This window comes from Geomonas anaerohicana (assembly GCF_016458305.1).
Taxonomy (GTDB): Bacteria; Desulfobacterota; Desulfuromonadia; order Geobacterales; family Geobacteraceae; genus Geomonas; species Geomonas anaerohicana.
Map to the genome: position 1 here is coordinate 155,053 of NZ_JAEMHL010000008.1, position 12,961 is coordinate 168,013.

Consider the following 12,961-nt stretch of genomic DNA (forward strand, 5'->3'; position numbering starts at 1 on the left):
GGATTACTCGAGAGCTTCACCCAGACCGACGGTCTGCACCGCACATCCTTGTACAACAATAAAAAAAAACCCCGCCTCTTTCGAGGCGGGGCAAGATACTTCATTTAATCGAAGTGCTAGCTGTTACTACGGACGCTCGATAGCGCTCCAGGTGCTGGACCCGTAGGGTGCAGCCTTGAGGTACAGGACGTCAGCCGTGGTAGCCGCATCTTTCGGACCAGTACCAACTACGTACTTGGTCGGGTTCCAGGCAACCGCGGTAGCAACGGTGGACAGGTTGATGGTCTTGTCATCGAGGAAGTCGATGGTGTCGTAGATCAGCCTGCGGGTGTAGGTACGAGCGTGGACATAAGCTGCCGGCTCGCGGTTGAGCAGGTTGATGTTGAAGCATGCACCCATCAGTTTCTCAGCTTCGAGAGCGGAGAGTGCGCCGCCACGGGTCCAGTCTTTGACCTGGGTTGCATCCGCGTGCGGCTGGCCCGGGAATGCAGTGTCGTCAAAGAAGTACGGATTGACTGTCGGATCGTAGGTGATGTTGTATTTCGCCTTCAGAGTTGCAATGGCCAGGGCCAGTGCATCCTGGAAGGGTGCAGCCTGCTCCTCAACGAAGACGGACTTGTAGTTGTCTGCGGTGAGGGTGGTAACGCCTTCTTTGGTGTGGCAGTTCACGCACACTTTCTGGAAGGCGTCTTTGCCGAGCTCGAGCTCGTGGTTGCCGTTTGCGTAGTGGCAGGTTGCGCACGGACCGTTGGTGTCGATGCCCATTGCTGCAGTTACGCCATGGTCGCCGATGATACCAGCGGTACCCAGTTTACGGTGGGTGGAGCCGATTGCGCCGCCATCGTCGGTGGAGGTGAGCGATGCACCGTAGGTGCTGGTGCCGATCACGGTAGCCGGGTCGATGAAGTTGGTGTAGCCACCTTTCACGTACATGATGCTGGCAGCAGCCATGTAGTGGGAGTTCTTGAAGCCAACGTTAGCCCAGTTGGTGGCCGGAGTTGCGGTGGTCAGAGCGGTGATGTTCTCGCCGCCGACGCGGCCACCATGGCAGCCGAAGCAGACGGTGGATGCACCGACGTTCGGGTAGTTGAAGCTTGCGCCCTTGAACTTGAAGTCAGCCGGGATACCAGCGGTCGGGATACGCAGTGCGCCGGTCTCAGCGGAGGTGTGGCAGCCCCAGCAGTAGAGGACTTCGTTCTGGTTGGAGGTCTTGTTGGTGCTGGTCCAGCCGGACAGGTGCGAGAAGTCGTTGTTCGCTGCATTGTACGTAGTCGGATCGGTCAGGAAGTTGGCGGAACCGGTAGCGGTGTGGCACTTCTGGCAAGCCGAGTAGCTAGCAGACTTATCCCAATCGTAGTGCTCCCAAGCCGGGCCGGAGGTACCGGTTACACCAACAGCCATAACGGCAGCGTGGTTGGTGGTGGACCTGGAGCGGGTCGGGTTGGCGGTGGTGAATGCCTGGAACTTGGCGGTCAGGATCTTACCAGCGTGGCCGGAGGTAGCCCACTCGGTCTGGATGGTCATTGCGCCTTTTTCTGCGTCTACGCCGTCCGGAGTTTCCAGGGCCTTGTTGGTGTTGGTGTAGAAGTTGTGGCCGTGGCAGTCGGTGCAGGCGCTGTCTTTGTTGTAGCGAACTACGTAACCCTCGATGGTGGTGTTGGTCAGGCCAGCACCGGTAGTCGGGAGGTCGTAGTGGGTGGAAGCGATGTTACGGTACCAATCTTTGTTGTGCTGCTGCATTGCCACGGTAGCCTGGCCGTTGACGGTGAGGCCGGAAGCCATGATGTTGCCGGAAGCGTCGGTCAGGTTGTGGCAGGAGGTGCAGAGTTTGTACTCTTTGGAAGCGGCAGCGGTGGTGCCTGCCGGCTGCGGAGTCCAAGCAACGTCGCGTACCTGGCCGTGCTGATCGTGGCAGGCAACGCAGGAGACGTTCTGGGAACCGTTGTAGGATGCGCTGTACACACCGGCCGGGTTCTGGTTGGACGCCAGGAAGGCCTGGTAGCCTTCGATGGTGTGGCAGCGACCGCAGGAACCGGAGTGGGTGGAAACTTCCATTGCGTGCTTGCCGGTCTGGACCAGGGTCGACTTGGAAGCGTGGCACGCTGCACAAGCGGTGCTGGTTACGTACTCTTCTGCTTTGGTCTTGTCATCAGCAGTAAGGGTGGCGTAAGCGGCAGCGGCAATGGTTGCCTCGGCGGTACCGTCAAGTTTAGCATTGTCGACATAGTCGATGGTATCCATCAGGATCTTGCGAGCGAAGTTCGGGTTGTGAGCGAAAGCAGCCTTGTCGTAGGTGGCAAGGATCTGCCAGTTGTACCATGCGCCGTATGCGTTCTTTGCGGTGGTAGCGTCAGCAGCAACACCAGGATTTTTGCCGAAGCGACCGAAGCGGACGTTGGCACGCTCTTCAGCGAGATCGCCACCGACCTTGGTCTGGATGGAAGCCATCTTGTCGCGGATAAGGGCGTCGAGAACCTTCACGCCTGCGTCGAATTCAGCTTTCTTCTCTTCGACGGCAACAGAATCAAACCCGGCAGCGTGGCAGGACTGGCAAACGGTGGAGTAACCAACCGGCTCGAGGGAGTGGTCAGCGCCGTCTTTGCTGTAGTGGCAGCCAACGCAGGGGCCCTGGGTGTCGCTAGCGCCGTTCTTCACGTTGGAGTGGCCGTTGTAGCCTACGTACTCAGTGCCGCTGAAGCTGTATGCGCCGGTGCCGATGAAGGTCTGGCCCATGTTGGCAGCGTGCTGGTAGTAGCTGGTGCCGATGGTGGTGTAGTTCTTGTTCAGAGCCTTAGCCTGGTCGATGACGGCAACGAAGACGTCGTCGGTGCTGCGGCCGGAGTGGCAGGGGATGCAGATCGAGGAGTTCTTCATGCCCGGGAAGGCAACCTGAATCTTGGTCTTATCTGCGGCAACCTGGCCCTGTGCGCCGGTGGTGGTGCCAGCGGAGCTGAACAGTGCGAAGTAGCCCTGTGCAAGGGTCTGGCCGTTGCCAGCCGGGGTTGCGTTGATACGCAGGCCACCGGTAGCGAGGTCGTTGTGGCAAGCCACGCAGACGAGCACGTTGTTAGCCTGGCCGGAAACCGGAGCCAGACGGGCAGCAAGAGTAGCATCATCGCCGGTGAACTTCACGAAGCCGCCAGCGGTGTGGCAACGGTCGCAGTTACCGTTCTGACGGGTGCCGTTGTTGGTGCGGCCGGACCAGTCGTAGTGAACGAATGCGTTCAGCTGAGCGTTGGAGGTCTTGCCGTGGCCGGACTCAGCGAAGGAGACGTTCTGCGGGGTCTCGCCGTGGGTAGCGTGGCAATCGTCGCAGGTAGCGCCCTGGGTTACGTACTGGGACTGGCCCTGGCCGTCAGCGGTAGCGCCGGCAGACGGGGTTGCTTTACCGAATACGTGTGCAGTGGCGATGCTCGGATCGAAGTAGCTGAAGAAGGTGGCCGGGTTGTGCTGGCCGCCGGTGTGGCAACGGGTGCAGGTGTTGTTCGGTGCTACTGCGGTGATGTGGGTCACGGTGGAGTGGCACTTCGCGCAGTAGTTGGCACCAACGGTACCGGCGGAGGAGTTGAGCACCTTGAAGGTGTCAGCCTGGACGGTAGTGGTGTTCACCGGGGTCGGCATAGCGCCGTCGGTGTGGCAGGAGATGCAGGTGACGCCGTTATCAGCGTGCTTGGAGGAGGTCCACTTGCCGAATGCAGCACTCGGCATGACGCCGGTGGTGGCGTTGTGGCAGCCGTCGCAAGCGTTCTTCATGTAGGCAACGGTATCGGCGGTAGCGGTGATCTCGACGGTGTCGCTCAGGCCAACCAGACCTTCAGTAGCCTTGAACACGTAGGTACCGGCAACGGTCGGGGTGAAGACCGGCTTAGCGGTGGTCCAGGAGCTGGTGTCCACGGCTACCGGACCGCTTACCATGGTCCAGGAGATGGTGTCGCCGGCAGAGATGCTGCCGTAGATGGTGCTTGCTGCGCCCAGCCCGACAACCTTGTCGGCGCCAGCGGAAACAGCTACGCTGCCGTAGGTAGCGGTCACGGTCTGCGGAGCCACGACGTTGGCCAGGGTGATCTTGACCGGCTTGGCATACGGCAGGGTTACCGGGGTGCCAGTGGCGGCGTCGGTCACGACGGCACCGGCGGTAACGCTGTTCAGCACCGAGGTCGAGGTGGACGGGTTGGACGAGAAGATGATGGTGCCGTTGTAGGGCACTTTAGCGGAAGCCGGGGTGATGCTGCCGGAACCGGAAACAGCGCCGGTTACGACGTTCTGCTTGATGGTGAAGCTCGCCGTTACGCTCTGCAGCAGGCCACCGGTCTTGTCGACGGTGGTGTCGAAGACCTGCGTATCGGTGATAGTCTGGGCGAGGGTGCCCTTTTTGACCGAGCTAATTTCGTAGCCGGTGTTGGCGGTAATATGTACCGGGATAAGTGCAGAGGTGGTGAAGTTGTAGTAGCCGACGGTACCGGCGACGGTCTGGGTCGCCTTGTCGCGTACTGTGAGCTTACCACCCGCAGTGTTCAGCTTAGCCTGCAGCTGCCAGTTGGTCGCCGCGTAGGCCCAGCCTGCGGCGACTACTGCCAGACAGCCTGCAGCAGCCATTGTCTTCTTGAACATGGGGATCCCCTTTTTTAGATTAAAAGACTCACTGTTTCCGTAAAGAGATTAAATAGGGGGAAGGAGCGCACGCTCCTCCCCCCCTATTCAACATTACTTAACGTGGCAGGAGAGGCAGATCAGAGACTTGCTCTCTTTCGCATAGAGGAAGTAGTTCGGAGCCTTGGTAGCGTCATCGGTGTAAGCGTCCTGAACAGCGTTCTCTTTGTTGTGTACCTCGTGGCAGGTAGCGCAGGTCATGTACTGGCCCTGGTACAGGGTGTCTTTGATCGGCTTGAAGCCGGTGTCGGTCGGCTGGCCGCGGAACACTTCATTGTAAACGCCCTGGCCGTTGACCGGCTGGTTGGCAACGGTGGACACCACGTTGATACCGGTTGCGAAGCCGTACTCGGACGGAACGATCTCAGCGGAGTTGCCAGCGGTAGCGGAGCCGTTGCCAGCCTTGGCGTTACGCGCGGTAGCAGCAGCGTTGTAGTCGAAGCCGATCGGGTGGGTGTTGCTCAGGTCGTTGGTCAGCTTAGCGCGGTTAGCGACGGTGGTGCCGCCAGCCTGTGCCATGGTGCCGTCGAGGCCGCCGTGCTGGTCGATGGCGATAGCGCCGTCGTGGCAGCTCATGCACAGACGGGAAGGTCCGATGAGCGGATCGGTGATGACAGTAGCTACGTTGATGTCAGCAACGCCGAAGGTGGCGTTAGCCGGGGTAGCCCAGGTGTAGCCGGTGTACTTGGTCGGGTCAACGAGGGTGTGGTTCCACAGCGGGTAGTTGGTTGCGCCCAGGTCGTCTTTGATAGCGTGGTGAGGAGCATGGCAGAATACGCACACGCGGCCTGCTTTGTCCTGGTTAGCAGAGGCGATCCCGTTCATGTCGTGCAGGGAGCCGTTGACACCGGTACCGGCCTGGTAGCCTGCGAATGCTGCACCTGCAGCAGCCAGACACCCAACAGCAACTACACTAGCGATTACTTTTTTCATTTCTTCTCTCCTTTTGTGGTTTTACTACCAATAGAAATTTAGGACAGCGATGATCTTCATAGAGCAACATGCGTACCCGCTTTGCCAATATTGCGATTTTTTTTCCTAGTCGACTCGACAGGCAACAAAAAGTGATCGAAATCACATCGCTTTTAGCCGCCCGCCCCGGTCGGCCGAAACAGCACCGTCCCTTCGGGATCGCGTCGCAGCGCTCCGTGTTCCGGCGATATCACGGACGTGCTCTTTGCCATTTAACCGCTCCGGAACCCGGCTGGCAGTTGCGCAACTCCCTCCCCGATTGCGGTTAGTTGTCCCCACTGCGCACGCCCCCCTGTCCCCCGAGGTACCGTGCATCTGCCGCTGCGACGGCTGGGGGAGTGAGTGCAGCCCACGATATCTTGTTATTTCTTAAGGGTTTTTGGCCGCCGGGCCGTATTGCGGAGGTGATGACCGGTTAAATGACGGAGGAAAACGCGAAGTGGCTGGGGAACAAACGGCAAACGGCCGGACCTGGGTCCGGCCGTTTCAGATGCGGCGGGGAGACTAACGGGTGAGCAGCTTGGGGCGGAGCAGCTTCGGGACGACACTCCCGCTGGGGGAGTAGTTGTGCAGGTTGCCGGCCACGGTGTGGCAGTTCACGGTGCAGCTTCCCTGGCCTGTGCCACCGGAAACATAAACCGGAGTGGAGACCACGGCCCCGGCCGCGTAGTTTCTGTCGAAATTGATGAGGTGTGCGTTGTTGGCGGGCGTAGCCTGCATCTTCCAGGAAACCCCGTGCGGGTCATGGCAGACAAAGCAGGGTATCTCCCGGTCGCGCACATGCTTGCTGTGCTCATTGACACCGCCATTGCTGAAAGCGCTCCCGGTGTCCATCACGTAGGGCTCGTAGTGGCAGCGGAAACAAAGGGAGTACTGACTGGCGTTGTACGCGATCTTGGGATCGGTAACACGCGGCATGTAATACTGCGCCAGCAGGATATGTTCGTACTGGGACCCATGCGGCCCGTCCGGCCCCGCCCCCCCGGCTTTGCGGCTCTGGTTGGAACCATGGCAGTCGTTACAGTAGATCCGGGTCATGGTGGCCTGGTAGGTGGCCAGCAGGCTCGCGCCGTTGCTGCGACGGTCGGCGGTAACCGGGTGGAAGGACGGGTTCTGCAGATCGAACCGGTTCTCCTGGTTCGGCTCGGCGATGACGCGGTTGGGCATGGTCTCGGTGATGCCCGCAAAACGAGAGGCCTTGTCGCCGGCGTGGCAGCGGAAGCAGACCTGGTACTCGGCGGTGGCCACGTTGCCGACGCTGTCTATCCTTACCCCCCTGAGCCTGCCGTCGATCTGCGGCGGTGACGCGAGGGGCGCATTTGCCGAGCTGACCTGGTGCGGGTTGTGGCAGTCCACGCATTGAACGTGATACGTTTCGGCGGGAAGCACCTCGTTTTCATCGTGCACCGGATCACTCACCAGGTCATCCACCGGATGGCGGTACGGGCTCCCCGTCACGACGGCCTTCATGTTCTGTGAAGAGGTATCGTTGCCGTTGTGGCAACTGGCCAGACAGGTGTCGGACTGCCTGGTGCCGCGCAGAAGGCGCACAGCCCAGGGAGCGTTGTGTGCGGCATGGCAACTGAGACATCCGGTATCAAGGCTCTCGACGAGGGTACTGTTATGACTTGAGCTGTCCCAGTTGACCGGCCGATGGCAGGCGGTGCACAGCGGCGACCCCGCCACGAAATTGGGGCGGTTGGGATCCCCGTTGTTCATCACCAGGAAGTTGCCGTACTGGTTGTCGTGCGGGTCATGGCAGGTGTTGCACTCGACGTTGACGCCCCCCTCGAGCCTCATCTCGGCAGGCAACGCCTGGGGCGAAACCAGGTGGCTCTTGATGGCCAGGGCCTGCGTGTAGCCGAAGGAGATGGGATGATCGTCGGACAGATCTGTACTGAGATTGGGGTTGTTGAACCCTTGTTCCGTCGGTATGGTCGCGCTGCCGAGGTTCTTGCTGCCCGCGTACCGGTTCAGCGCGATGGTGCCGTCGTGACAGCTGAGACAGAGCTTGGAGGCCCCGGTGGGGCGATCCGGCTTGGGCTCTGCCGCCATGGTGGAGGAGCGATAGGGGATGTACTGCGTTCCTTCGGGCGAGAGGGAACGGCTCCACAGAGGGGTGCCTGCGGTTGCGTTGTGAGGCACGTGACAGAAGACGCAAACCCTCTGCTCACCGGCAACGGTTACTCCCGGCTGGCCGGAGGCCCTGCCGCGCCCCCCGTAGATGGAGAGGTTGTGCGGCGAGTCGAACACGCTCAGCTTGGCGTGCACCGGCACGCTCAATACCAGGAGCAATAGAGTGAAGAGAAAGGTTTTCCCGACCAGCATGGACTTCATCTATTTGCCTCCGAGTTCGTCCGGCTGTCCCAGCCTGTGTTCATCATCGTAGTCTTCATCCTCTTCCTCTATGGGAAGCAACCGCAGCATCTGGACGCGGCGGTTGTAGGTGTCCGCCACGAACAGGAAGTCGCCCGAGATGGCGATGCCGGAAGGCATCCAGAACTGGCCATTGGCGGTGCCGGTGCCACCTATGCCGAACAAGTAGTTGCCTTGAGCATCGAAGACCTTGACGATGTCGCTCATGGCGTCGCACAGGAAAATTCTCCCCAACGCGTCGACAGCGACCCCCTTAGGCTTGCTCAGTTCGGAGTTGGCGTCCCCCATTTCACCAATTTCGTATACTTGCACCCCCTCAGGGGTAAAGGCCCTGACCTTGTAGTTGAGCGGGTCAGTGACGAAGACCTGCCCTTTCGGGTCGACGGCAAGGTCGGTGGGATGGTTCAGCAGTTGACGTCCGGGGTTCACGTTGCTGAAGCGGACCTTCTGCAGCCCCTTCATATCGACCCCCACCACATCGTTGGCGCCGGTCTCGGTGATGTAAAGCAGGTTGTTGGTCTTGTTATAGGCGATACCGGTGGGGCGGTCGATGGCACGCACGAAGGTGGACAGGGTCTCGCTGGCGACATCGTAGCGGTAAACCGCATCGGACACCGAATCGGTGATGTAAAGACCGTTGCCGCTGTCGCGCGCCAGGCCGATCGGCGAGCGCAGAACCGCATCGCCCTGGCTGCGGATCATGCTGTACAACGACCGCTTGGTGTCCATCACGTGCACGACCCCGGCGCCGGGATCGGCTATGAAAAGACGGCCATCATCGTAGAGCACGCCGTAGGGCTTGACGATACGCTGGGTGCTGGCCCCAGTCAGCAGCTCCAGTGTGCGCTTCCAGAACCCCTTGGCTATGCCGGCGTCCTCGGGAGAAACGACGCTCTTCACCCATTCCACCCGGGGCGACAACGGCTTTTCCGGCCATTGCAGGCTTACCGTCTTCTGGGTCTGTAAAAACTGCGAGGAAGACGAGCACCCGGCAACAAGGCACAGGACGCCCAAAACCAGCACCACGCGTAGCACCCGCATCAGAAGTTCCTCGTTATCTGGAGATTGACGTCGGTATCCCTGGTGGTGGGACCGGACGAGAAATAGTACCTGGTCCCGGCGGTGAGCGAGAACGACAGGCTGTTGAAACTGCCATCGAGAGAGGTCCGCACTCCGAGGACATCGGTTGTAGCGTTTGCGGTACGAGTGTCGCTGGCGTTGCACATCAGCGCAGCGCGCAATTGCTGGAACAGGTTCTGACTATAGGTGGCGCTGGCGGAGAAGATGTTTTGATCATACGCGCTTTGCGCGCCGGTCGCGCCGTGCATGCTGTAGGTATCCCGGGCGGAGACACGGATGTGGTCGCGTCCACCGATAAAGGAGTCATAGGTCCAGGCAGCCCCTATGTGGGAAACGTCCTCGCTGGTGGTGGATACTTTGCCGTACTCGACGGAAAAGGTGCTGGTTTCGTAGCGCGCGATACCAGTGAGCAGGACCGACGTGGTGCTGTTGAGAGCATCATTGGCAGCGACACCGGAAATTCTCTGCTCGCTGCTGGTGGCGTAGTTGGCGGCGAAGGAGTAGCGCCCGCCTAAAAATGCCAGCAGGGCCTGGTAGTTTTGCGTGTCGGTGGTGTAGTCGACGTTTTTGTTCACCGCCACCTTGTAGCTTACCAAGATCGTGATGGTGGCGTCGGGCGCCATGGGGCGAAGAATCTGTATGGTGTTGGCGGCGTAGTCGACATGATACTCTGTCTCGTTCTGCCACACGGTGGTGACGCCAAGGTCGTCGACGCTTTTAATTGAGACGCTGCCCGCCACCAGTTTCCCGTCCTGGTTGGGACCAAAGGTATCCCCCTGCCGCACGGTATGCGACTCGTCCAGCACTTTAGGAAGCTCGGTATCGGCAAAGTCCTGGCGGGTGACCGACTTGGCTACGCTGCCGCGCAGCGACAACTGGCCTTGTGCCGGCAGCTGTTTGCGATAGGCAAGAGTGGCTGTCCCGTTGATCACGTCCTGCCCTCCCCCGAGGGCGTAGGTCTTGCCATAGGAGGCGCCGACACTCGTGTTGAGACTCTGGTACAGGCTGTGAGCCAGGCCGGCGGAGAAGTTGGTGCTTTGAATGGTCTGCTTCTTGCCTTGAAAATCCTGTGTGGAGCTGTAGTTGTAATCGGCGCTGATCGACGACGCCAGGGCCTTGCCGAGCTGCCCAGAGAGCGAGCCCGACAGGAGTCCGATCCGCTGCAGCACGGTCTCAGCCGTGGACTGGAACGCCATATCGGAAAGAGAGGCCTTGGTACTGAGGCGATATTTCTTGGCGGCGTCCAGGTCGAAGGTGTTGTTTTGATTAACGGTGTAAACCCGGCTCTCGGTGCCGACTGCGCTGCTGGTGGAAAAACTGGCCGATGCGTCGGAAAAGTACCAGCCGCCGTTATGGTGCACACTGAGTCCACCACTGTTGGTATCGGTGGTGGTGTCGCTGGAGAGTCCGTGGGTCGTGACCGTGGCGTTGGTCAGGTACATGTACACCGGAAAACTTCGGTGCAACAGTGACGCGCTGAACTTGTTGAAGGTGCGGTCGACGCTGTAGCTCGGCAGATAGCCTGATGAGATGGTGGAACTGCTACGGACCGAGGAGAGTTGCATTGGGTGAAAACTCTGCCTGAAGCCGCGCCCCATGACGCTGTAGCTGTAATCCAGCAGCGAGGCGTTGCTGTTGCCCAAGCGCTGCTGGTAGGAAAGTCCGCCCGACAGATCGACCAGGACGACATCGGGGTCGAGTATGGCGAGGTCCGTGGAGATGCCATACCTTTCCGCGAGATTCTGGCTCGAGGTGGATATCTTGCCGGCCGAGTGGCCTGTGTAGCCGTAGGAAACCGATGCCGACTGGTAAACGTCACCCAAGCTGAACAGGCTGCGATGGAACACGACCTCTTCGTTGACCGCCTCCGCAAAGACCTCTTGGCAGTTGCAGGTAGCAGCGATGAGCCCCAGCAGGGCTATTTTTCTTCGCATACCTCAGCTACCTCAGAAAATACTTGGCGTCGCCATCGTGTGGGTCGTGGCAGTCCGTGCAGGCCATGCCCGATTCAGTGACCTTCTTGTGCATCGACTCGGCTATGCGCTTCTCTTTATGACAGACGGCGCACAGGTCCTTCTTTTCCACTTTGAGCAGTGCAGGCTGCCCCGACGAGTGCGGGTCATGACAATCTAGACAGGCGCCGACGGAAACCGGGCCGTGGACGTAATACTTCTTGATGATGGTGGGGTGGCAGACGAAACAGATCTGGTCCTTCGGTTTGATCAGGCCGGAATCGGTGGACTTGTCGTGACAGTCGTTGCACCGCTTCTCCATGTAGGGGGGATGCCCCTTTATGGCCGCCTTTTTAGCCTGTGCCGCCAAGGCCGAGGCAGGGGCGTTGGCCTTGGCGGCCTCTTCGGTCACCTTCGCTTCATGGTATTCCTGGCAGAGTTGCTCCGTGGGAGGGAGACTCGGCACGCCGTCAAAGATAGTCGTTGTGATCTTGTGCACTGTCACAGGGTTGCAACTGCACAAAAGGCTTAAGCAGAGGATGACCTTTAACAGATTGTGCGCAACCTTTGACATGCCTGCTCCAGATAACACAGCCGCGGATAGACCGGGGCGTAAATAAAAGTGGCAACTCCCGCCTCATGGCAAGGTGAGAGTTGGCGTAATAAAAGGAACTACTTTCCCTGTTGCGGCTGTTGCTTCTGCTCCGGTTGCTGCCGCATCTGCTGCAACAGTTTCTTGCGCTTCTCCAGCACTTCCGCGTCTTCCTTGGCCCGCTGCGCGGCGCGCTGCTCCCACCCCTCCATCTCGCCCAGGCCGAAGACGGCCAGCGCATGGTTGAAAGGCGAGGAGTACTGGTTGGAGACGAAAATCACCTCACGCAACTTGAAACCGGGTGCGGCGAACTTCTGGTAGAAGTCGAGGTTATCCCTGCTTACCACGATGCCGGCCGGAAGATTCAGCGAGCCGACAGGAAGGCCGGGGGCGCCGAAATAACCGAGGATGCGGTGCTTCTCGTCGAAGACCTGGACCAGCTGGTAACCGCCATCGACGACAAAGACCTGCCGGTCGTCATCGACTGCGACGCCGCGGGGGCGGGTGAACTCGCCCGGCGAGTCGCCCAGCCTGCCGAAGACGGAGAGCATGTTGCCGTCCCGGTCGTACTCCTTCACCGTCCCGTTGCCGACATTCACCACGCGCACCATCCCCTTGCTATCGACGGTGAGCCCGTTGGGAAGCGAGAGATTCTTGGTGCGGTCGGGGTTGTCGCCGATGACGGTCTGCACTTCCGCGGTTTTCCTGTTGAGCACGAAAACCTTGCCCAGGCGGTTGTCCAGGATGTAGAGGTCGTCGCCGTGGACGGCCACGCCGATCATGCTCACGTGCTCGAAGGTGGAGCCGTACGACTTGACGTACTTGCCTGCCGGGTTGTAGACCGCGACGTCCTTGCGGCCGGTGTCGGCAACGTACACGTACCCCTCGTCGTCTACCGCGACGCTGACCGGCTTTCTCAGCTTGCCGACACCGCGCTCGTCGATGAGGTTCTTCATGGTCTTATTGATGAAGTCCACCACGACGATCTGGCCGGCAGTCGTGTCGCAGACGTAGATCTTCCCTTTGTGCTCGGCGATGCCATAAGGCTTGGCAAGACGCGTGACCGTCTCGGCCCCCCCGACGAGGAGCTTGGACAGCGAACTCTGGTTGGAACCGAAGTCCAGGGAACTGGTGGCCCCGGTGAGATACTGAATGTGGGGTTCCTCAGGTGGCGGCGGGAAGAAAACCGGTTCATGAGCCTTTGATTTTGCGAAGCACCCGGTAAGCAGGGCAACCAGCGCAATCATGAGCATGAGGTTTTTGATCCGCCAGGAAGTGCATCCAGTCACGGCGCCACCAAATTGTCCTTTCATTTACGTGCTCCTTCTTGTGTAGAAAA

The 12,961-nt window shown here is 59.9% G+C and carries 7 protein-coding genes; all 7 read right to left on the reverse strand.

What is annotated here, in order from left to right:
* Nucleotides 1-126: 126 nt before the first annotated feature.
* On the reverse strand, nucleotides 127-4,611 hold the full coding sequence (locus JFN91_RS15345; protein WP_199390064.1) for a cytochrome c3 family protein: 4,485 nt from the start codon (nucleotides 4,609-4,611) through the stop codon (nucleotides 127-129).
* Nucleotides 4,612-4,704: 93 nt separating this feature from the next.
* Entirely contained in the window at nucleotides 4,705-5,583 is an 879-nt protein-coding gene (locus tag JFN91_RS15350; RefSeq protein ID WP_199390065.1) for a cytochrome C, read from the reverse strand.
* A gap of 543 nt (nucleotides 5,584-6,126) precedes the next feature.
* Nucleotides 6,127-7,959, reverse strand: a complete 1,833-nt coding sequence (locus tag JFN91_RS15355) for a cytochrome c3 family protein (protein ID WP_199390066.1) — start codon at nucleotides 7,957-7,959, stop codon at nucleotides 6,127-6,129.
* Nucleotides 7,960-9,039: an SMP-30/gluconolactonase/LRE family protein gene (locus tag JFN91_RS15360; RefSeq protein ID WP_199390067.1), complete on the reverse strand. Its 1,080-nt coding sequence runs from the start codon at nucleotides 9,037-9,039 to the stop codon at nucleotides 7,960-7,962. It abuts the gene before it with no gap.
* Complete coding sequence (locus JFN91_RS15365; protein ID WP_199390068.1) at nucleotides 9,039-11,012, reverse strand: hypothetical protein; 1,974 nt, start codon at nucleotides 11,010-11,012, stop codon at nucleotides 9,039-9,041. Before JFN91_RS15365 ends, JFN91_RS15360 begins: the two co-directional genes overlap by 1 nt.
* Before the next feature lie 7 nt (nucleotides 11,013-11,019).
* Nucleotides 11,020-11,604 (reverse strand): cytochrome c3 family protein, encoded by a 585-nt coding sequence (locus tag JFN91_RS15370; protein ID WP_199390069.1) that lies wholly within the window; start codon nucleotides 11,602-11,604, stop codon nucleotides 11,020-11,022.
* A gap of 98 nt (nucleotides 11,605-11,702) precedes the next feature.
* On the reverse strand, nucleotides 11,703-12,935 hold the full coding sequence (locus JFN91_RS15375; RefSeq protein WP_199390070.1) for an SMP-30/gluconolactonase/LRE family protein: 1,233 nt from the start codon (nucleotides 12,933-12,935) through the stop codon (nucleotides 11,703-11,705).
* Between the last annotated feature and the right edge of the window lie 26 nt (nucleotides 12,936-12,961).

Coding starts and splice junctions, on each gene's coding strand:
- JFN91_RS15345 (WP_199390064.1), bottom strand. CDS start 4,611: ATGTTCAAGAAGACAATGGCTGCTGCAGGCTGTCTGGCAGTAGTCGCC.
- JFN91_RS15350 (WP_199390065.1), bottom strand. CDS start 5,583: ATGAAAAAAGTAATCGCTAGTGTAGTTGCTGTTGGGTGTCTGGCTGCT.
- JFN91_RS15355 (WP_199390066.1), bottom strand. CDS start 7,959: ATGAAGTCCATGCTGGTCGGGAAAACCTTTCTCTTCACTCTATTGCTC.
- JFN91_RS15360 (WP_199390067.1), bottom strand. CDS start 9,039: ATGCGGGTGCTACGCGTGGTGCTGGTTTTGGGCGTCCTGTGCCTTGTT.
- JFN91_RS15365 (WP_199390068.1), bottom strand. CDS start 11,012: ATGCGAAGAAAAATAGCCCTGCTGGGGCTCATCGCTGCTACCTGCAAC.
- JFN91_RS15370 (WP_199390069.1), bottom strand. CDS start 11,604: ATGTCAAAGGTTGCGCACAATCTGTTAAAGGTCATCCTCTGCTTAAGC.
- JFN91_RS15375 (WP_199390070.1), bottom strand. CDS start 12,935: ATGAAAGGACAATTTGGTGGCGCCGTGACTGGATGCACTTCCTGGCGG.